The sequence below is a fragment of the Bittarella sp. HCP28S3_D9 genome (assembly GCF_052065655.1).
GTDB lineage: Bacteria > Bacillota > Clostridia > Oscillospirales > Ruminococcaceae > Bittarella > Bittarella massiliensis.
In genome coordinates, this window is record NZ_JBQHTP010000017.1 from 1 (window position 1) to 18,957 (window position 18,957).

General features: G+C 62.6%; 18 protein-coding genes, 1 tRNA gene and 1 pseudogene. 13 read left to right on the forward strand and 7 right to left on the reverse strand.

Annotation, left to right across the window (positions count from 1 at the left end):
* The first annotated feature begins 459 nt into the window (after positions 1 to 459).
* Positions 460 to 1,389, forward strand: a complete 930-nt coding sequence (gene metA / locus ACTNAU_RS09480; RefSeq protein ID WP_441098270.1) for a homoserine O-acetyltransferase MetA — start codon at positions 460 to 462, stop codon at positions 1,387 to 1,389.
* An 88-nt stretch (positions 1,390 to 1,477) separates the two neighbouring features.
* Here metA and ACTNAU_RS09485 read toward each other — a convergent pair whose 3' ends face one another.
* Positions 1,478 to 1,795, reverse strand: a complete 318-nt coding sequence (locus ACTNAU_RS09485; protein ID WP_441098271.1) for a hypothetical protein — start codon at positions 1,793 to 1,795, stop codon at positions 1,478 to 1,480.
* A gap of 175 nt (positions 1,796 to 1,970) precedes the next feature.
* Here ACTNAU_RS09485 and ACTNAU_RS09490 point away from each other — a divergent pair, with 175 nt between their 5' ends.
* Entirely contained in the window at positions 1,971 to 2,165 is a 195-nt protein-coding gene (locus ACTNAU_RS09490; RefSeq protein ID WP_441098272.1) for a hypothetical protein, read from the forward strand.
* A 388-nt stretch (positions 2,166 to 2,553) separates the two neighbouring features.
* Entirely contained in the window at positions 2,554 to 2,982 is a 429-nt protein-coding gene (locus ACTNAU_RS09495) for a hypothetical protein (RefSeq protein WP_441098273.1), read from the forward strand.
* A 76-nt stretch (positions 2,983 to 3,058) separates the two neighbouring features.
* Here ACTNAU_RS09495 and ACTNAU_RS09500 read toward each other — a convergent pair whose 3' ends face one another.
* The 3 genes from ACTNAU_RS09500 to ACTNAU_RS09510 are packed head-to-tail and all read right to left on the reverse strand — an operon-like array spanning position 3,059 to position 4,458.
* Positions 3,059 to 3,730: a sigma-70 family RNA polymerase sigma factor gene (locus ACTNAU_RS09500; protein ID WP_192926571.1), complete on the reverse strand. Its 672-nt coding sequence runs from the start codon at positions 3,728 to 3,730 to the stop codon at positions 3,059 to 3,061.
* Positions 3,696 to 4,136, reverse strand: a complete 441-nt coding sequence (spoIIAB, locus tag ACTNAU_RS09505) for an anti-sigma F factor (RefSeq protein WP_044993271.1) — start codon at positions 4,134 to 4,136, stop codon at positions 3,696 to 3,698. The genes ACTNAU_RS09500 and spoIIAB overlap by 35 nt, the downstream gene beginning before the upstream one ends.
* A 16-nt stretch (positions 4,137 to 4,152) precedes the next feature.
* On the reverse strand, positions 4,153 to 4,458 hold the full coding sequence (locus tag ACTNAU_RS09510; protein WP_185916636.1) for an STAS domain-containing protein: 306 nt from the start codon (positions 4,456 to 4,458) through the stop codon (positions 4,153 to 4,155).
* A 324-nt stretch (positions 4,459 to 4,782) separates the two neighbouring features.
* Here ACTNAU_RS09510 and ACTNAU_RS09515 point away from each other — a divergent pair, with 324 nt between their 5' ends.
* Positions 4,783 to 5,640, forward strand: a complete 858-nt coding sequence (locus ACTNAU_RS09515) for an effector binding domain-containing protein (protein ID WP_441098275.1) — start codon at positions 4,783 to 4,785, stop codon at positions 5,638 to 5,640.
* Positions 5,641 to 6,071: 431 nt separating this feature from the next.
* On the opposite strand, the gene ACTNAU_RS09520 is transcribed toward ACTNAU_RS09515, so the two are convergent.
* From ACTNAU_RS09520 to ACTNAU_RS09530, 3 genes are all read right to left on the reverse strand, one after another.
* Positions 6,072 to 7,373 carry a bifunctional folylpolyglutamate synthase/dihydrofolate synthase gene (locus ACTNAU_RS09520; RefSeq protein WP_441098276.1) on the reverse strand — a complete coding sequence of 434 codons (1,302 nt, stop codon included), beginning with the start codon at positions 7,371 to 7,373 and terminating at the stop codon, positions 6,072 to 6,074.
* A gap of 126 nt (positions 7,374 to 7,499) precedes the next feature.
* A complete protein-coding gene (locus ACTNAU_RS09525; RefSeq protein ID WP_441098277.1) occupies positions 7,500 to 10,115 on the reverse strand; it encodes a valine--tRNA ligase in 2,616 nt (871 codons plus the stop codon).
* A 150-nt stretch (positions 10,116 to 10,265) separates the two neighbouring features.
* Positions 10,266 to 11,771 (reverse strand): FAD-dependent oxidoreductase, encoded by a 1,506-nt coding sequence (locus tag ACTNAU_RS09530; RefSeq protein WP_441098279.1) that lies wholly within the window; start codon positions 11,769 to 11,771, stop codon positions 10,266 to 10,268.
* 409 nt (positions 11,772 to 12,180) lie between these two features.
* Between ACTNAU_RS09530 and ACTNAU_RS09535 the strand changes: the two genes are divergently transcribed.
* From ACTNAU_RS09535 to fucO, 9 genes and pseudogenes are all read left to right on the forward strand, one after another.
* Positions 12,181 to 12,257: transfer RNA gene (locus ACTNAU_RS09535), tRNA-Pro, on the forward strand.
* 497 nt (positions 12,258 to 12,754) lie between these two features.
* Positions 12,755 to 13,213, forward strand: coding sequence for a MarR family winged helix-turn-helix transcriptional regulator (locus ACTNAU_RS09540; RefSeq protein ID WP_441098280.1), 459 nt, complete (start codon positions 12,755 to 12,757; stop codon positions 13,211 to 13,213).
* 23 nt (positions 13,214 to 13,236) lie between these two features.
* Positions 13,237 to 13,872 (forward strand): nitroreductase family protein, encoded by a 636-nt coding sequence (locus ACTNAU_RS09545; protein ID WP_441098281.1) that lies wholly within the window; start codon positions 13,237 to 13,239, stop codon positions 13,870 to 13,872.
* A gap of 12 nt (positions 13,873 to 13,884) precedes the next feature.
* Positions 13,885 to 14,484: a nitroreductase family protein gene (locus ACTNAU_RS09550; RefSeq protein ID WP_185916628.1), complete on the forward strand. Its 600-nt coding sequence runs from the start codon at positions 13,885 to 13,887 to the stop codon at positions 14,482 to 14,484.
* A 23-nt stretch (positions 14,485 to 14,507) separates the two neighbouring features.
* Complete coding sequence (locus tag ACTNAU_RS09555; RefSeq protein ID WP_441098282.1) at positions 14,508 to 15,398, forward strand: radical SAM mobile pair protein B; 891 nt, start codon at positions 14,508 to 14,510, stop codon at positions 15,396 to 15,398.
* Positions 15,391 to 15,584: pseudogene (locus ACTNAU_RS09560) on the forward strand (DNA-formamidopyrimidine glycosylase family protein); the annotation flags it as partial. The gene ACTNAU_RS09555 and the pseudogene ACTNAU_RS09560, both read left to right, overlap by 8 nt.
* A 37-nt stretch (positions 15,585 to 15,621) precedes the next feature.
* Entirely contained in the window at positions 15,622 to 16,146 is a 525-nt protein-coding gene (locus tag ACTNAU_RS09565) for a zinc finger domain-containing protein (protein WP_441098284.1), read from the forward strand.
* Positions 16,147 to 17,019: 873 nt separating this feature from the next.
* Entirely contained in the window at positions 17,020 to 17,616 is a 597-nt protein-coding gene (locus ACTNAU_RS09570) for a TetR/AcrR family transcriptional regulator C-terminal domain-containing protein (RefSeq protein ID WP_441098286.1), read from the forward strand.
* Positions 17,617 to 17,754: 138 nt separating this feature from the next.
* Positions 17,755 to 18,900, forward strand: a complete 1,146-nt coding sequence (fucO, locus tag ACTNAU_RS09575; RefSeq protein ID WP_256136207.1) for a lactaldehyde reductase — start codon at positions 17,755 to 17,757, stop codon at positions 18,898 to 18,900.
* Positions 18,901 to 18,957 lie beyond the last annotated feature (57 nt).

An 18,957-nucleotide genomic window follows, 5' to 3' on the forward strand; every position in this document is an offset into this window, starting at 1 on the left:
GGATTTTTAGGTCCGTTCAAGCTTCAGTATTGTTCAATTTTCAAGGTCCGTTCGGCATCTCGCCGTGCCTTTTATTATATCTCGCTGCCTTCTTTTTGTCAACCCCTTTTTCTCCCCTCTCGGTTCGAAATCTGGGGCTCACTCCTCGGAAACCGCACTCCCGTGCGCTTCCCTCGCGGACAGCTTTTGTATAATACCATGACCGCCTCCTGCTGTCAATAGATTTTCGCCAGCTTTTTTCACTTTTTTGCGGGGTTATACACAAGGTAATCATTTTCCCCTTTTTGCACCGGGATTCGGGGGGATTTTCTACCGTTCGTCAACTTTCTCTCCCCTCTTCCCCTTTCCTGCCCCGGCGGCAAATCGCGCTTTGCAATCGGGGCGGAGCTGTGCTATACTTTTCCCATTCGCTCAAAGGGGGCCTTCGCCCCTACTATATAAGAGAAAGGAGAGCGGCTCATGCCCATCAACATACCCGCCAGCCTGCCGGCGGCGGAAACCCTCATTTCGGAGAACATCTTCATCATGACCCAGGAGCGGGCGGTGAGCCAGGACATCCGCCCCCTGCGCATCGCGATCCTCAACCTGATGCCCAAGAAGATCGAGACCGAGACCCAGCTGCTGCGGGTGCTCTCCAACTCGCCCATCCAGGTGGATGTGGAGTTGGTGCAGACGGTGACCCACGTCTCCAAAAACACCCCGGGGGATCACCTGCTGAAATTCTACAAGAGCTTTGACGATATTCGGGACGAGCGCTTCGACGGGATGATCATCACCGGGGCCCCGGTGGAGCAGCTCCCATTTGAAGAGGTGGACTACTGGGAGGAGCTCTGCGAGATGATGGAGTGGAGCAAGTCCCACGTCTACTCCACCTTTCACATCTGCTGGGGGGCGCAGGCGGGGCTCTACTACCACTACGGCATCGACAAGGTGCCCCTGGCGCAGAAGCAGTTCGGCCTCTTTCACCACCGGGTGCTGCGGCCGGAGCACCCGCTGCTGACCGGCTTTGACGAGTGCTTCCTGGCCCCCCACTCCCGCCACACCGGGCTGCGGCGGGAGGACATTCTGTCGCGGGCGGAGCTGGAGCTGCTCACCGACTCGGAGGAGGCGGGGGTGCACATCATCGCCAGCAAAAACGGGCGGCAGTTCTTTGTCACCGGCCACTCGGAGTACGACCGCTACACCCTGCGGGGTGAGTACCTGCGGGACCGGGAGGCAGGGCTGCCCACCGCGCCCCCCTGCAACTACTTCGCCGGGGACGACCCGGCGGGCGAGGTGCCCTTTGTCTGGCGCTCCCACGGGAGCCTGCTCTACACCAACTGGCTCAACTACTTTGTCTACCAGCGCACCCCCTACCACCTGGAGGAGTTGCGGCAGCTGGAAATCTAGACGGTCACAGCAAAACAGCGCCCTCTCCCGGCCGCAGCAGTGCGGCGGGAGGAGGGTGCTTTTCTGTAAAGCAGAGGGCGCAGGCCCCTCACAGGTAGGAGAGGTCGTCGATTTGGTCGAAGAGTTGGCACTCGAGCGCTTTGAGGGCCTTGATCCCCTCCTGCCGGCCCTGCCAGTGCCCCTCGGCCACCCCCTCCTCGAAGGCGTGGAGGTACTCCTGCTCCTCGCAGACGAGGAGGACGTGCACCAACTGCTCGTAGAGGCGGGCGGGCTCGCCCCCTATCCGGTTGAAGGCCCGCTCGATTTCGTTCCACTGGGCGACGGCCCGCCGGTAGCTGGGGGAGTGCCGCCGCCGCCCCTCGAAAAAGGGCCGACTCTGCCGGTACGCCTTTTTGATGCTGTTCATCCCCATCCCCTCCCCCCACAGGATAGCGCGGCGGGAAGGGGGCGTCCAGTGTCGCGGCTGCACCCGCCCGTGTCGTCAAATATGATACTACTTTTGATTATAGAAATCTCACTCCATTTTGAATATGATAAAACCATGGCATGAAACGGACAGGATGGAGAGGGGACGGTGGGCGATGGGCTTTGAACCCAAGGCAATCAGTTATAAGCGGGCGGATATTCCCCTGACCACCCGCTTTACAGAACCCCTCTACGAACAGCTCTGCGCCCTCAAAAAGCACACCGGCGTCCCCCTCAACTCCATTGTTCTACAAGCCTGTAAGTATGCCCTCAAAGACCTGCCGGCGGAAATCAAGACGCCCCACAAGTAGGGGGTAAGCCCATCAGAGAGACCGCACCGCCGTGGAGTGGCAGCGATGGACGGTGGATTTTGAGCACATGGCGGTCCGTTACGGAGGAACAGACCGCCCCCCCCCGACCACCCACTTTACAGGGCCCCTCTACGGCCTACCGGCAACTCTGTGCCCTCAAAAGGTGTACCGACATCTCCCCTCCCCGTCGTCCCGCAAGCCCGCGAGTATGCCCTCAAAGACCTGCCGGAGGAAATCAAGATGCCCTACAAATAGGGGGTAGAGCCACCAAAGAGACCGCACCGCCGAAACTGGCGGCTTCTTTTTTGGGAAAAACGCCCCCTTGTGAAAACGGGGGGAGGGGGGTATAATGGGGACAAACTTGTCCTTGCAAGAGGGGGAAAAGAGGATGGACAACGAACAACTGCTCCAGCAGATCGGCGGCATGTTCGGCCAGGTCAACCAGCAGATGGGGGAGCTGGCCGGTCAGATGGGCCAGTTGAGCCGGCGGATGGACGCCATGGAGACCCAGCTCAACAAGCGCCTCGACGGTATCGACGAACGGCTGGACGGCATCGACGAGCGCCTCGACCGGGTAGAAATCCGGCTTGATAGCGTAGAGGGTCGGCTCGACCAGGTGGAGGAGACCTTGACCCGGGTGGCGGTGACCCAGGAGAACGTGGTCCTGCCCGCCCTGAAACAGCTGGCGGAGGGGCACGAGGAACTCACCCGGCAGATCGGCGTGGTGTCCACCCAGGTGGAGAGAAACACCGAGACCATCGAACTGCACACAGTGCAGATCGCGGGGTTACAGGAAAAGGTGAAGGCCCTGGCCTAGCGCTCCCCCTCCATTAAAATACATACAAAGCGCTCCGACAGACGGTCTGGTCTGCCGGGGCGCTCTTTTTTTGCAGTCATTCGGCGAGCATCTCCCGCAGGCGGGAGAGGATCTTCTTCTCCCTGCGGGAGACCTGCACCTGGGTCATGGAGAGGGCCTTCCCCACGTCGGCCTGGGTCTTTTCCTGGAAGTAGCGCAGCACCACGATCTGCCGCTCCACCGGTTCCAGGCGGCCCACCACCTCCCGCAGGGAGAGGCTGTCGGTGATCTTCTCCTCGCAGCAGGGGACCGGGATGTCGATGGTCTGGCCGGTCTCGTCCCCGGCGGTGAGGGAGACGGTGGGGTTGTAGATGCCGATGGCCTCGACGATCTTCTCCTCCTCGATCCCCAGGGCCTGGGAGAGCTCGGCGATGGTGGGCTCCTCCCCCCGCTGGTGGGTCATGAGTTCCCGCTGGCGGGCCACCTTGAGGGAGACCTCTTTGAGGCTGCGGGAGACCTTGACGGCCCCCCCGTCCCGAAAGAGCCGCTTGATCTCCCCCAAAATCACCGGGACGGCATAGGTGGAGAACTTGTACCCCAGGCTGGGGTCAAAGCCGTCGCAGGCCTTGATGAGCCCCATGCACCCGGCCTGGTAGAGGTCGTCGTACTCCACCCCCCGCCCCCGGAACCTGCCCGCACAGGCGTGGACGAGGCCGAGGTTTTCCTCTACGAACTTATCTCGCTGCTTTGCTGGCGATGCGCTTTTCAAGATAGACGCTGGTCCCCTTTCCGGACGTACTTCTCACCTGCAGACGGTCGGTGAACGCCTCCATAACCGCAAAGCCCATCCCCGCGCGCTCCCCGGTGTCGCAGGTGGTGTAGAGGGGCTCCATGGCCCGCTCGATGTCGGGGATGCCGCAGCCGGCGTCCCGGATGATAATGCGCACCCGGTTGTCGGGATAGATTTTTGCCGTTATGTAGATTTTGCCGATGCAGTCTTTGTACCCGTGGACCACGCAGTTGGTCACCGCCTCGGAGACGGCGGTCTTGATGTCGCTGATCTCCTCCACCGTGGGGTCGAGCTGGGCGATGAAGGCCGCCACCGCCACCCGGGCAAAGGACTCGTTCTGGGAGCGGCTCTCAAAGGCCAGCTTCATTTCATTTGTCGGTTTCACTTCCTGGTTTCCTCCTCTATTCGATTCTGACGAGCTTGTCCAACCCCGAGAGGAGTAGGATCCGCCGGATGGACCCCTTGGCCCCCTGCACCCGCAGCTCGCCCCCCTGTTGCTGCATGGTCCGGTAGCGACCCATGACCAGGCCGACCCCCGAGGAGTCCATAAAGGTGATGCCGGAGAAGTCCAGCACCAGCAGTTTGGGGCCGAGGGACGCCACCCGCTCGTCGATGGAGTCGCGAAAGGACCGGGCGGAGTGGTGGTCGATCTCCCCCTCCAAAAAGGCGGTGAGGGCCTCCCGGTCCCCCTGCAAGTTCACATTCATCTGCGCACCTCCCGCGCGTGTTCTCCGGGCGCGGCGCCCGGGCAGGGCCTGTCCCCCTTTGGGATTTGGCAAAAAAAGAGAGGACATCCCCTGGAATACCTCTATCCTACGGGATGTCCTCTGCAATTTTTGCCGAAACGGGGGCCTCTGCCCCGGTTTCCATTTTTCCCCGCCCACTGCCGCCGCAGGGACCGGGAGATGTGGTAGAATGGTGTCGACAGACATCCCCCAGCCGCCGGGCGGACAGAAGAGGGCAGGTCCTGTCGGGTCTCTCCCCCAGCGATGCGGTATGATGGGGACACACAGACAGAGGAGGCGGTTTTAGTGGACTGGGTCGCGGGGATCAGCAGGGCCATCGACTACATCGAGGGCCATCTCGACGGCGAACTCACAATGGAGGAGATCGCGGGGCAGGCGCTGCTCTCCCCCTTTTACTTTCAGCGGGGGTTCTGCATGCTCTGCGGCTTTTCGGTGGGCGAGTACATCCGGCTGCGGCGGCTCTCCCTGGCCGGGAGCGAGCTGGCCTCCACCGACGCCCGGGTCATCGACCTGGCCCTCAAGTACGGCTACGAGTCCCCAGACAGCTTTGCCAAGGCCTTTGCCCGGTTTCACGGTGCCACCCCCACGGCTGTGCGCAGGGGCGGGGCGACGGTCCGGACCTTTGCCCCGCTAAAACTCAAATTTTCACTGAAAGGCGGTCCCAGCATGGAGTACAAAATTGTCGACAGAGATTCCTTTCCCGTTTTGGGGGTGTCGGAGACCTTCTCCTACGAGGGGGCGGACCGGGCCATCCCGCAGTTTTGGACGGAGCACTTTGCCAGTGGCAGGGGGGCGGTGGTGCAGGGCACCTACGGCATCTGCATTGACGAGCCGATGGAGGGCGACCGGTTTGAATACCTGATTGCGGACGACTGCCCGCCAAACACCGCCGCGCCGGAGGGGTTTGTGGTCCGGGAGATACCGGCCCACCGCTGGGCGGTGTTCCCCTGCAAGGGGGCGATGCCCCAGGCCCTGCACCGGGTGCACGAACAGGTCTTTTCGGAGTGGCTGCCCACCTGCGGGGACTACGAGATCGCCGCGGGCTACAACATCGAGTGGTACAGCGACCCCGCGCAGTTCCCCAAGGGGATGGACGACGAAGCCTACCTCAGCGAAATCTGGATCCCCGTCAGGCGAAAGTAGGGACTTTGCCAAAGGGGCGAGGGGGAGAGCAGCAACTGCTCTCCCCCTCGCCCCTTTTTTGCTGTCTCCCCCGCCGCCAAAGCGGCCGGTCCCGCTCCCCCTGGACCGGGTCGCACTCTCCCCCTCTGCCACAGGGGCACTCGCCTCTGTGGGCAGGTGGAGAGGTGCCGTCCAGGCGGGAAGGGGATTTCTCATCACCCCTTGCCCCAGGTCTCACGCGCCTCTCTCAAACGGCGCGCCCCCCAGGCAGAGGGAGCAGGTCCTCTTCCCTGCACGCACCGCGCGAGGCGGCAGGACAGCACAGCTTCAGAAGAGCTACCAGGTAGAGCCGAACAGATGAACGCCGGAACGGGGTGACCTCCACCTCTTCCCGGCCGCCCCGCCAAAACTCGCGCCGCTTTCCTCCGCCGCCCAAGCGGCGAAGCAGTCTTCTACCTGTCGGGCGTCCTCTCTCCCCTTCCCATGGCCAGGAGGAGGGGCCGCGCCTCGCTCGCCAGGTAGAGGGAGCCGCAGACGGCCAGCAATCCCTCGGGCGGCAGCTCGGCGCGGGCGGCGGCCAGGGCCTCTTCCAGCGAGGCGCAAGGGGTGGCGGGCAGCCCCTGGGCGGCAAAGGCGGCGGCCAGTTGGGCGGGGTCGGCCGCCCGCTCGCTGGGGGGCGCCACCAGGTAGAGGGCGTCGAAGGCCCCGGCCAGCCAGCGGCCGATCTCCGGCGCGTCCTTGTCCCGCAAAAGGCCGGTGACCGCCACCTTGCGGGGGGCATTCTGGGCGGCGACCACCCGGCAGAAGGCCGCCATCCCCGCCGGGTTGTGGGCCCCGTCGAGCAGGAGGGTGGGCCGCTCTCCCAGCCGCTCGCAGCGGGCGGGGAAGCGGACAGCGGCCAGCCCCGCCCGGATCGCCGTCTGGGAGATCGCCAGCCCCTGGGCGGCGAGGACGCGCAGCACCTCGATGGCGGTGAGGGCGTTTTGCAGCTGGTACTCCCCCGCCAGGGAGAGGGCGTAGGGCAGCCCCCGGTAGGCAAAGGTGCTGCCGGAGAGGCCGATTCTCGCCACCCGGAGGGCTTCCGGGTCCGGGAGGAAGAGGGGGGATCCCCGCCGGGCGCACTGCGCGCGGATGACGGCCAGGGCCGCCGCGTCCTGTCCGGCACAGCAGACCACCGGCGCGCCCCCCTTGATGATGCCGCACTTGCGCTCGGCAATGGCGGCGGTGGTGGGGCCGAGGGCGGCGGTGTGGTCCAGGCTGATGGGGGTGATGACACAGCAGAGGGGGGCGGGGATGACGTTGGTGGCGTCGGTGTCGCCCCCCATCCCCACCTCCAGGCAGACTAAATCCACCCCCTCGGCGGCAAACCACAAAAAGGCGATGGCGGTGTCGATTTCAAACTCGCTGGCGTAGAGGCCTTCCCCCTCCATCGCGTCGCAGACGGCCTTCACCCGCTCGGTGAGGGCGGCCAGGGCGGCGGTGGGGATCATCTCCCCGTCGATCTGAAAGCGTTCGCGAAATTCGAGGACAAAGGGGGAGACAGTTCGCCCCACCCGGTAGCCGGCGGCCTGCAGGGCGGCGGCCACCATAGCGGTGGTGGAGCCCTTGCCGTTGGTGCCGGTGACATGGACGCAGCGCAGCCGGTCCTGGGGGTCGCCCAGCCGGCACATCAGCTCCCGCATCCGCGCGAGGCCGGGTTTGGGCAGGCCCCGGCGGCGGCCGTGGATGTAGGCGAGGGCCTGTTCATAGGTCATGGTGTACCTCCCTTTCTCCGCCCCCGGGGGGCGGTAAAAAAATGGGGGGGCGGGGGGACGCCCCGCCCCCCCCACAGGGCAATTTGGTAATTTGGCAGTTTGGCAGTTTGGGCGCGGAGAGGGGTGCTAGAGGGCGGCCAAGCTCTCCTCCACCTTTTTGAGCCGCTCCTGGGCGCGGGCCAACTTCTCGCGCTCGGCGTCCACCACGTTCTGGGGGGCGCGGCTGACAAACTTCTCATTTTGCAGCTTGCCGGTGAGGCTGGCGATCTCCTTCTCGCAGCCCAGCTTCTCCTTCTCCAGGCGCTGGCGCTCCTTCTCCCGGTCCACCAGGTCGTCCATCGGCATCCCGATCTTGGCCTCGGCGGTGATGGCCATCACCATCCCCTCCAATTCCAGCTGGGGGGCGACGGCCACCTCGCTGGCGGAGGCCAGGCGCTTGATGAACTCCTCCCCCTGGGAGAAGACCTCGACCCGCTCGGTCTCGATAAAGACCTTGGCCTTTTTGGAGGGGGGGACCTGCAGTTCGCTGCGGCGGTTGCGGATGGCGCGGATGGCCTTCATGATGATCTCGAATTGCTCCTCCTCCCTGGCAAAGGAGAGGGCGGGGTCGTAGACCGGCCAGGGGGCGGTCATGATGCTCTCCCCCTGGTGGGGCAGGGCCTGCCAGATCTCCTCGGTGATGAAGGGGGCAAAGGGGTGCAGCAGCTTCATGGTGCCCTCAAAGAGGGTGCAGAGGACCCGCAGGGCGTTTTTCTTCTGCTCGCCGCCGGCCTGCAGTCGCAGCTTGACGATTTCGATATACCAGTCGCAGACAATGTCCCAGACGAACTCGTTGACCTTGCCCAGGGCGATGCCCAGCTCGAACTTGTCGATGTTCTGGGTCACCTGGCGGACGATCTCGTTGTACTTGCTCAACACCCACTTGTCCTCGATCTCCAGCTCGCTGGGGAGGCCGGGTTCCAGCTCCTCGTCGCCCAGGTTCATGAGGATGAAGCGGGCGGCGTTCCAGATTTTATTGCAGAAGTTGCGGCTGGCCATGATCTTGTCGTCGGAGAAGCGCATGTCGTTTCCGGGGCTGTTGCCGGTGGCCAGGGTGAGGCGGAGGGCGTCGGCCCCGTACTGGGCAATGACCTCCAGCGGGTCGATGCCGTTGCCCAGGGACTTGGACATCTTGCGGCCCTGGGCGTCGCGCACCAGGCCGTGGATGAAGACGGTCTTAAAGGGGACCTCCCCCATCTGCTCGATGGAGCTGAAGATCATCCGGGCCACCCAGAAGAAGATGATGTCGTAGCCGGTGACCAGGGTGTCGGTGGGGAAGAAGTAGTCCAGCTCGGGGGTCCTGTCCGGCCAGCCCAGGGTGGAAAACGGCCAGAGGGCGGAGGAGAACCAGGTGTCCAGGGTGTCCTCGTCCTGCCGGAGCTTGCCGCCGCAGTGGGGGCAGCAGGCGGGCTCTTCCCGGGCGACGATGGTCTCGCCGCAGCCGTCGCAGTAATAGGCGGGGATGCGGTGGCCCCACCACAGCTGGCGGGAGATGCACCAGTCGCGGATGTTCTCCATCCAGTTGTAATAGGTCTTGTCAAAGCGGGCGGGGACAAACTGGGTCTCCCCCTCCCGCACGGCCTTGATGGCGGGGGCGGCCAGCTCCTCCATCTTCACGAACCACTGCTTGCTGACCATCGGCTCGACGGTGGTGCCGCAGCGGTAGCAGGTGCCCACGTTGTGGGTGTGGTCCTCGATGCGCACCAGGTAGCTGCCGGCTTCCAGGTCGGCGACAATGGCCTTGCGGGCCTCGTATCGGTCCATCCCGGCATACTTGCCAGCGCACTCGGCCATGTGGCCGTCCTCGGTCATGACGTTGATGATGGGCAGGTCGTGGCGGGCGCCCACCTCAAAGTCGTTGGGGTCGTGGGCGGGGGTGATCTTCACCACGCCGGTGCCGAACTCCCGGTCGACGTACTCGTCGGCCACCACCGGGATCTCCTTGTCCACCAGGGGGAGGATGACCGATTTGCCCACGCAGTCGCGGTAGCGCTCGTCCTCGGGGTGGACGGCCAGGGCGGTGTCGCCGAGCATGGTCTCGGGGCGGGTGGTGGCGATCTCCATGTAGCCGCTGCTGTCGGCAAAGGGGTAGCGGATGTGCCAGAAGTGGCCTGCCTGCTCCTCGTACTCCACCTCCGCGTCGGAGATGGAGGTCTTGCAGTGGGGGCACCAGTTGATGATCCGCTCCCCCTGGTAGATGAGCCCCTTCTCGTAGAGGCGGCAGAACACCTCGCGCACCGCCTTGGAGCAGCCCTCGTCGAGGGTGAAGCGCTCGCGCTCCCAGTCGCAGGAGGAGCCGAGCTTTTTCAGCTGCTCGATGATGCGGCTGCCGAACTTCTCCTTCCACTCCCAGGCGCGCGCCAAAAAGCCCTCGCGGCCCAGATCCTCCTTGGTCAGCCCCTCCTGGCGCATGGCCTCGACGATCTTGGCCTCGGTGGCGATGGAGGCGTGGTCGGTCCCCGGCAGCCAGAGCGCCTCGTACCCCTGCATCCGCTTGTAGCGAATGAGGATGTCCTGGAAGGTCTCGTCCAGGGCGTGGCCCATGTGGAGCTGCCCGGTGATGTTCGGCGGGGGGATGACGATGGTGTACGGCTTTTTATCGGGATCGGGTTCGGCGTGGAAATACCCGCCGGAGAGCCAGAAGTCGTAAATGCGGTCCTCGACCTGCCCCGGGTCGTATTTCTTGTCGAGCTCTTTACGCATGGCGCAGATGCCTCCTCAATTCTCTAATAGTCTTATTATGAGTGCGCGGCCCTGCCTTGTCAATAGCCGACAAAAGATTGCGGCGGGTTTTGTCGATTCGGTGAAAAAGAGGGGGAAAGGCCGGCTCCCCGCAGGGGCAGGATCTCCCCTCTATTCCCCCTTTTCGGGGGGCAGCTCCACCCGGGCGAGGGGGGTGTCGGCAGGGCCGCAGAGGACCTCGCCGTCCACCGAGAAGCGGGAGCCGTGGCAGGGGCAGTCCCAGCTGGTCTCGGCGGCGTTCCAGCGGAGGGCACAGCCCAGGTGGGTGCAGGTGAGGGAGACCAGGTGCAGCTCCCCCTCCTCATCCCGATAGGCCCCGCATCGGCGGCCGCCGCTGCGCACCACCGCCGCCTGGCCGGGGCGGGTGGGAAGTTCGCCAGTGGGGCGCAGCCGCTCCCCCACCCAGTAGGCGGCGGTGACCGCCCCCTCCTTTATATAGGGAAAGGAGCAGATGTCGCTGTGGCGGGCCGGGTCGTAGAGGGGCGAGGGGGCCCCGGACGGTTCGAGACAGCGCCCGGCCAGATAGAGGCCGGCGGCGGTGCCGGCGGTCATCCCCCACTTGCCAAAGCCCGCGCAGAAGAGGACCCGGGGATCGCCCCTGTCCACCTCTCCGGCGTAGGGCAGCTCGTCGGGGGTGCGGTAGTCCTGGGCGGCCCAGCGCCAGACAAATTTCCCCAGGGGAAAGTGGCGCAGGCCGTAGAGCTGCAGGGTGGAGAACTCGTCCCCCGCCGTCCGCCCGGTGCGGCAGGTCTCCCCCGCCACCACCAGCACCGGGCGGTCCTCCCGGTCGCGGCAGACCGCCAGCGAGCGCACCGGCTCCTCGGCACTGATGTACTGGCCCCAAAAGGGCTCGCCCTCGAGCTGGGCGGCCACGGCGTAGGAGCGCGTCGGGTAGAGCCGGGTGAAGTAGAGCCCCTTCCCCTCGTACAGGGGGTAGTGGGTGCAGAGGAGCACCTGCCCGGCGCGGATGCGGCTGCCGTTTTCCGCCGTGAGGGTGACGCCGCCGGCCCGCTTTTCCAGCTTGGCCACAGGGGTCTGTTCGCAGATGGTGCAGCCCGCTTTGGCCGCGCTGGCAGCCATTCCCTCCAGGTAGCGCACCGGGTTGAGGGTGGCCTCGCCGTCGGCGCGCAGGGCCAGCTCCACCCGCAGGGGGGCGGGCAGGCAGTTGACCGCGGCCAGGGGGAAGTCCAGACGCTGGGCGAGGGCGGCCAGCCGCTGCAGTTCGTCCACCGTGGCGGGGGTCTGGCTGTACAGATAGGAGGGGGCCTCGCTCAGGCGGCAGGGGATCTGGTGCTCCGCCACCATCCGGCGGACAAAGGCGGCCCCCCGCTTGTTCTCCGCCAGGTAGGCGGCGGCCATCTTCGCGCCGTAGCGGTCAGAGACGGTGAGCAGCCGGGTGCCGTGCAGACAGCTGAGCTTGCCGGTGTTGTGGCCGCTGGTGCCGCCGCCGGTCCGCCCCCTCTCCAGCAGCGCCACCGACCGGCCCGCCCGGGCCAGTTGATAGGCGGCGGTGACCCCCGCAACGCCGGCCCCCACCACGGCAAACTCCACCTCGATGTCCCGATCCAGGGGCGGATAGGCCGTCCCCCGGGGAAGGTCGCTCCAAAATGCCTGCAAACCGATCACTCCTTTTTCTCTCACTCTCAGCCCCGCGCAGGGGCTTTTTTAGGAGTGTGGACCGGGCAGGGGAAAAATACACCGGCAAAGGGAGAAAAGTGTCAAAGGGCAGTTTGTTTCTGTGCCGGCACAGCGGACCCGTCTCCCCTCCCCGCGATCTGCTTTAAAAGCGGAAAGGGCAGGGACAGCCGCCCCGACACACTTGGACGCGCAGCGATGGGGCAGGGCATCGCGGTGGCAGAAAAGGGAGCGCCAGGGGCCGTTGGCGCCCGCTGGGGCAAAGGGCCCGCTGCAAATGGGACGGGGGCGGGCGCTCCGCCCTGCAAAGCGGCAGAAAAGAGGGCGGCTGCCTGCAAAAAAGGGGTTGCTTTTTTGGCGGGAACGAGTATAATATTGTAGGTAACAGTATCGAGGTGTGGCTCAGTTTGGTAGAGCGCTGCGTTCGGGACGCAGAGGCCGCAGGTTCAAGTCCTGTCACCTCGACCAGCAATACAGACCTGTTTTTTATTGAGAGATAAAAAACAGGTCTGTTGCTATTTTACGACACTGTTCCGGTAAAACCGCAGCATATAATCGCACTTTATCACATGTGAAAACACTTTATTTTACTTTTGAATTCGACCACCATTTGATTTGCCCTTTTTTTCATATAGTGCTTGAGTGTTTCCAAACACGCAGATAAGGGAAAATGCAGCAATATGGACGAAGATGCAGGTAAACGAAAGGCCGCTCGGTACAGTTCGCAGAACGCACTAAGGGGCCTTTTGGTTTGTGCACAGCGTGGCGCCAACTATCGGCGCATCACCCGCCCTTCCAGTGAAATCGTTTGGCGCCGCGCAAATCGCGTGGAACACGGCAAGCGGATGTGCAATATTCGCCTTCCACAGGAGAAATTCCAGTCATGGAGGACTTGACAGTCCAATGCTCATTTGATACAGTAAAGTCAAATATTAGACTGTCAAATATCGTATGGAGGTGCTTTTGTGGACCATGAAGAAGTGAGGGAATACGTCAATCAATATTGCGCATTGCGAGATGTTCAATATGCCGCCTATGAATTGTATGCGAGGAAGCACGGCTTGACCGCAAAAGAGTTGTTCGTCCTGGACATCATCTGGTTTGCGCCGGACGGCTGCCTGCAATCTGACATTTGCGAACGGCTGTCCGCGACAAAGCAGACCGTCAGCGCAATTATCAAAAAGTTCTTGAAACAGGGCCATGTATCACTGACCGAATCGGAGACGGATCGCCGAAATAAGATCGTCCGCTTTACAAAAGCGGGGATCGAGTACACGCAGAAAATCATACCGCCCGCCGCTCATGCGGAAATAGACGCCATGAGCGAACTATCCGGGGAAGATATTGCCGAGCTGGTGCGCCTGACCACGCTTTTTTCTCGCTGCATGAGGGAAAAGTTTGAATCGATCCAGGCGCAATCGTAGCCAGGCAGAGGAGAGATAGCGAGATGGAATTTGATGAAGTCATCAACAGGAGAAGAACCCGTCGAGAATGGACGGACAGAGAGGTAGACTTTGAAGCGATAAAAAGGATCATTGGAGCCGGCATGAAAGCGCCCTCTTGGGATCACTGCCGAAGCTGGCAGTTCATCGTCCTCCATACCAAAGAGGAAAAGGAGCATGCGTTCAGCTTCGCAAAATTAGTCGCACGGAAATTCGATCCTACGCGATACGAGGGCCGAACGCTCAATTTATCTCAGGAGATGTATCTTTACGCCATGCCGCGGCAGCACACCATGCTGATTGATTGCCCCTATGTGATCGTTCCGCTGTTCCCATGTAAACGGCTCAACGCCGAGTGGGTGAGCAAACTCAACCCGCTCGCCACTGCATGGTGCGTGGCAGAGAACATCATGCTGGCCGCCATCAACGAGGGCTTGGGGTATTCCCTCCGCATCCCCCTGAACCGAGAGCACGATGTGGTGTTGGAAAAGCTGGGTGTTCCCGATGGATGGATGACCCCTTGTTTCATCGGTGTGGGCCATCCCAAAGAGGACGAGCGTGTGCTGGGGCAGTACAGCACCGACCCCAGCGGTCACATACACATGGGCGGCTGGCACATCCAAGAAACAGTGAACCTGTAAAGGAGAATGGACATGGAATTTTACGAAGTGATCGAAAAGAGAAGGAGCATTCGTCAGTTTGAGGACAAGGCCATACCCACGGATATGTTGGAGCGGATTTTAGCCGCCGGCCTGCAGGCCCCCTCGTCCAACCACCAGCGGCAATGGCAGCTGGTGACGCTGACAGACAAGGCCGTCATCAGGGAGCTGGCAAAGTTCATCAAACCCTATCCCTGCCGCATCACCGAGCCCAAAACGCCCCAGCAGGAGATGTTCAAAATCGCCTACCCCCGTCAGCGGACGATGGTGGAGGAGGCTGCCTGCGTGATCCTGCCCTATTTCAAGTGCAAGTACGACATGAAGAGCACCACCAACGACTACGGCTTGATGGACTATGGAGCGGCCTGGGCGCTGGTGGAGAACATTTTGCTGGCCGCCACCGCCGAGGGACTGGGCTCTGTGGTCCATATCCCGGTGAAGAAAGAGCCGGAGCAGATCAAGGCGTTTATGAATATCCCGGACGGGTATATCCTCCCGACGCTTATCATGCTGGGCTATTCCAGCAAGGATGCGTTGATCCCCGCTCAGGTCAAGGCCACGGTGGAAAACAGGGTTCACTGGAACAAGTGGTAAAGGAGAAATGCGGAGGCGGTCCTATGACAGTCAAAGAAATCGAAGCGAAAAGTGTCCTTACCAAATCAAACCTGCCTGTCAGCGACTATTCCGTGAACCCCTATGGAGGGTGCGCCCACGCCTGCAAATACTGCTACGCCAGCTTTATGAAGCGGTTTACAGGCCACACCGAGCCGTGGGGCGAGTTTGTGGACGTAAAGCACTGGCCCGCCATCCGGCACCCGGAACGGTATGCGGGAAAGGAGCTGTTTATCGGCTCCGTGACCGACCCCTATCAGCCGTTGGAGGAGACCTATGGTCGCACCAGGGCGCTTTTGGAACAAATGCAGGGCAGCGGGTGCAAAATCAGTATTGCCACCAAATCCGACCTCGTTTTGCGCGACCTTGACTTGATCAAGACCTTTCCAAACGCCCGCGTGTCCTGGTCGATCAACACCTTGGATGAGGACTTTCGCAAGGAGATGGACGAGGCGGCGAGCATCGAGCGCCGTCTTGCCGCCATGAAAGCCTTTCACGATGCCGGCGTGCGGACGACCTGTTTCATCTCCCCCATCTTCCCCGGCATCACCGACGTGCCCGCCATCATCTGCAGGGCCAAGGCCCAGTGCAATCTCGTATGGCTGGAAAACCTGAACCTGCGGGGGAGCTACAAGGCAGTCATCCTGGACTACATCAAGGAAAAGCACCCCGGCCTTCTGCCGCTGTATCAGGCGATCTACCAGCAAAATGACCGCGCCTATTGGGCCACTCTGGATGAAGAAATGCGGGAGTTCACTGCGGCGGAGGGCCTCACCTATGTCCGGGACGACGACTCCATGAACCGCCCCTTCGAGGCTCCGCCCATTGTGGTCAACTTCTTTTTTCACGAGGAAATCAAGAAGTCGGCAAAGAAGGACATGGCCAAAAATGCCTGACCTGCCGGAGGTGGAGACCGTCAGGCGCACCTTAAAATCTCAGCTCGCGGGCAGAGCGGTCAAAACTGCGGGAGTTTGTAGCGGGCGGAGTTGTTTTCGGCGCTCCCACAAGGGCAGATGATCCAAAATATCAGTCGCCGGGGAAAGTTTCTCACCCTCCATTTTGAGAGCGGAGACAGGCTCTCCCTGCACCTGCGGGTGACGGGGCGCCTCCTCCCTGGGCATGCCCAGGGAGGAGGCGCTGGGGCCGGGGCCAACAGACCCAACTTTGACCGCAGAGTATCTCAAATTGAAACTCGGCAAATGGAAGAAAGCCATCAAAGAAACGCTTCACGACCAGACGGTGGTGGCCGGGGTCGGCAACATCCATTCCGATAAAATGCTGTCTATTGCAGGCGTCTGTCCGGGGGCAGGGCGCGACGCCCTCAGTGATGCCGACTGGGGGCGGTTGGCGAATGCCATTCCGAAAGTCGTCTTATGGGGCGACGCCGATCAAATGACCCCGGAGGAGCACCTGCGTGGCAAAGGCAAAGCGCACCAAAACGCGGTGTATTTGCCGGTTTATGGCCGCGATGGACAGCCCTGCCCGACCTGTGGAGACGCCCTCTGCCGCAAGGCAACCGGCGGCAGAAGCAGCACATATTGCCCAAATTGTCAAAAGGCTTACCAAGTCGGGGCGGTTTTTTGCGGGCAAAAGTCAAAGCGACACTCGGGCCTTTTCAACGCCACGGTTTTTACAGCTCTTTAAATCATAGCCGCACCCATTGTAAAAGGCGAAAACAGAGAATGGCACTGCCTCTTAGCCAGGCGAAGTGTTTGTTGTTTTGGGGTCGTGCCCCTGCGCAGGGTCCCGTCCCGGGGATGCCGCCCGTGAACAGCGGAACGGAAATATCGATTTTACATGGCAGTCCGAGTGTCCGCACGGGCACTCGGCTTTTTTATCGGCCGCGATTGTGAACCATCCCGCCAGCGGCAGGTCGCCCTTACCCATTCCCCTCCCCCCCTTGTGGGGGCGCTTTTTGCACCTCTGCACAGGGTTCTCCCGTCAGCTCTCCCCACTGGCGAATTCCAGTGACCTGCCCTCTTTTGCACCCTCGCCTTTTTGGGCGGGCCTGCCAATCGCCGGTCTGCCATCCCCCGCCTGCCGCGCTGCTATGCCCCAACTTCACGGGCGAGGTACGGTTTTGTGAAGTGGGCACTGCTGTGGCGCCCAAAAGCACTCCAAGTGCAACCAGGACAAGGCGGTGGGGCCGCCACCTCTCAGCAGGAAGGGCTGAACCCCAAGGAAATTGTCCGCCCGGTGAGGGGCCGCTTCACACCCTGGCCGTCGTCGGCCCGGTAACTGGCCCCTACTCCTGGAAAAAAAGTGCCCCTCGCCGTCTGCCGCGCGCTGGGGGAGCAGCTGGCCGGCACCGCGCAGGATGAAAAAGAGGGGACCCTCGAGCCCACCGGCAGGCGCCGCAATGTCTGGGGGGCCTCTTTAAAGGGCTGCGCCTCTACGCCTGGTCTGCCCCATTTTGCCCTCCCTTGCGCATCGTCCTCCCCTTTTCAAAGGGGTTTGAAAACCCGCTGCCGCCTTGGTACAATAGAGAAAAGACAGCTGTGGGGAGGGATCACCCTGATGGAGCGACCGGCCAGCCGGCAGGAGGCGACCAAGTACCGCCTCGCCGAGGCGATCAAAGCCTGCATGAAAAACACCCCTGTCGACCGCATCACCGTCTCGCAGATCGCCGAGACCTGCGGCGTCACCCGACAGACATTTTACCGCAATTTTCTCGACAAGTACGACCTGGTCAACTGGTACTTTGACAAGCTGCTGCTGGAATCCTTCGCCCACATGGGCAGCGGCCGCACCGTGCTGGAGGGGTTGGAGCGCAAGTTCGTCTACATCCGGGAGGAGCGGGTGTTCTTCACCGGCGCCTTCCGTTCAGACGACCAAAACTCCCTCAAGGAGCACGACTTCGCCCTCATCCTGTGCTTTTACACCGAGAAAATCGAGGAGAAGACCGGCCTGCCGCCGGACGAGCAGACCCAGTTCTTGCTGGAGATGTACTGCCGCGGCTCGATCTACATGACGGTGAAGTGGGTGCTCGGGGGGATGCGCGAACCGCCGGAGCAGATGGCCCGGCGGCTGGTGGAGGCGATGCCCGCCAAGCTGGCCCGGCTCTTTGTCAAGCTGGGGCTCCTGCCGCCCGAAGAGTCCCCTCTCCCCAGATGAGGGCCGCCGCCCAAAAAGTCCGCCCCGATGTGACAGCCGGGGCGGTTTGTCACTTTACTTCCCCCCCGTTCCCCCTTACGATGGAGGGGAAGGGGGCCGCCTGGCCCACCGCTGATTCGGAAAAGGAGTAGAGGACTTATGGCAGACAGGATCATGCTCAACCAGACTTCCTACCACGGCACCGACGCGATTTTGGAGATCGCCAACGAGGCAAAGGCACAGGGCTTTCAAAAGGCCCTTGTCTGTTCCGACCCGGACCTGATCGAGTTTGGGGTCACCTCCAAGGTCACCGATGTGCTGGACAAAAACGGTCTTTCCTACGAGGTGTACTCGGACATCAAGGCCAACCCCACCATCGAAAACGTTCAAAACGGCGTGCGGGCCTTCCGCGCTTCGGGGGCCGACTACATCGTCGCCATCGGCGGCGGCTCCTCGATGGACACCGCCAAGGCCATCGGCATCATCGCCGCCAACCCCGAGTTTGCAGACGTGCGCAGCCTGGAGGGGGTCGCCCCCACCAAGCACCCCAGCGTCCCCATCATCGCCGTCCCCACCACCGCCGGCACCGCCGCCGAGGTGACCATCAACTACGTCATCACCGACTTGGAGAAGAAGCGCAAATTCGTCTGTGTCGACCCCCACGACATGCCGATCGTCGCCATCGTCGACCCGCAGATGATGGCCTCGATGCCCAAGGGACTGACCGCTTCCACCGGGATGGACGCCCTGACCCACGCCATCGAGGGCTACACCACCAAGGCCGCCTGGGAGATGACCGACATGTTCCATCTCAAGGCCATCGAGATCATCGCCCGCTCGCTGCGGGGGGCGGTGGCCAACACCCCTGAGGGCCGCAAGGACATGGCCCTGGGCCAGTACATCGCCGGCATGGGCTTTTCCAACGTGGGGCTGGGCATCGCCCACTCGATGGCCCACACCCTGGGCGCGGTCTACGACACCCCCCACGGGGTCGCCTGCGCCATGATGCTCCCCATCGTCATGGAGTACAACGCCGCCTGCACCGGCGAAAAGTACCGGGAGATCGCCCGGGCCATGGGGGTCAAAGGGGTGGACGGAATGTCCCAGGACGAGTACCGCCGGGCCGCCGTCGACGCGGTCAAGCAGCTCTCGGCCGACGTGGGCATCCCCTCCAAGCTGGAGGCCATCCGGGAGGAAGACCTCCCCTTCCTGGCCGAGTCTGCCTTTGCCGATGCCTGCTGCCCCGGCAACCCCAGAGACACCAGCGTGGAAGACCTGAAGGCCCTTTTCCGCAAATTGATGTAATTTTTTGAAATGGCTTTTTGACATCTCTCAAAACCGGTTGCCCTTGTAAGGCAGCCG

Coding starts and splice junctions, on each gene's coding strand:
- ACTNAU_RS09550 (WP_185916628.1), top strand. CDS start 13,885: ATGGAATTTTACGAAGTGATCGAAAAGAGAAGGAGCATTCGTCAGTTT.
- ACTNAU_RS09545 (WP_441098281.1), top strand. CDS start 13,237: ATGGAATTTGATGAAGTCATCAACAGGAGAAGAACCCGTCGAGAATGG.
- fucO (WP_256136207.1), top strand. CDS start 17,755: ATGGCAGACAGGATCATGCTCAACCAGACTTCCTACCACGGCACCGAC.
- ACTNAU_RS09495 (WP_441098273.1), top strand. CDS start 2,554: ATGGACAACGAACAACTGCTCCAGCAGATCGGCGGCATGTTCGGCCAG.
- ACTNAU_RS09490 (WP_441098272.1), top strand. CDS start 1,971: ATGGGCTTTGAACCCAAGGCAATCAGTTATAAGCGGGCGGATATTCCC.
- ACTNAU_RS09570 (WP_441098286.1), top strand. CDS start 17,020: ATGGAGCGACCGGCCAGCCGGCAGGAGGCGACCAAGTACCGCCTCGCC.
- metA (WP_441098270.1), top strand. CDS start 460: ATGCCCATCAACATACCCGCCAGCCTGCCGGCGGCGGAAACCCTCATT.
- ACTNAU_RS09525 (WP_441098277.1), bottom strand. CDS start 10,115: ATGCGTAAAGAGCTCGACAAGAAATACGACCCGGGGCAGGTCGAGGAC.
- ACTNAU_RS09485 (WP_441098271.1), bottom strand. CDS start 1,795: ATGAACAGCATCAAAAAGGCGTACCGGCAGAGTCGGCCCTTTTTCGAG.
- ACTNAU_RS09520 (WP_441098276.1), bottom strand. CDS start 7,373: ATGACCTATGAACAGGCCCTCGCCTACATCCACGGCCGCCGCCGGGGC.
- ACTNAU_RS09510 (WP_185916636.1), bottom strand. CDS start 4,458: ATGAATGTGAACTTGCAGGGGGACCGGGAGGCCCTCACCGCCTTTTTG.
- ACTNAU_RS09565 (WP_441098284.1), top strand. CDS start 15,622: ATGCCCAGGGAGGAGGCGCTGGGGCCGGGGCCAACAGACCCAACTTTG.
- ACTNAU_RS09555 (WP_441098282.1), top strand. CDS start 14,508: ATGACAGTCAAAGAAATCGAAGCGAAAAGTGTCCTTACCAAATCAAAC.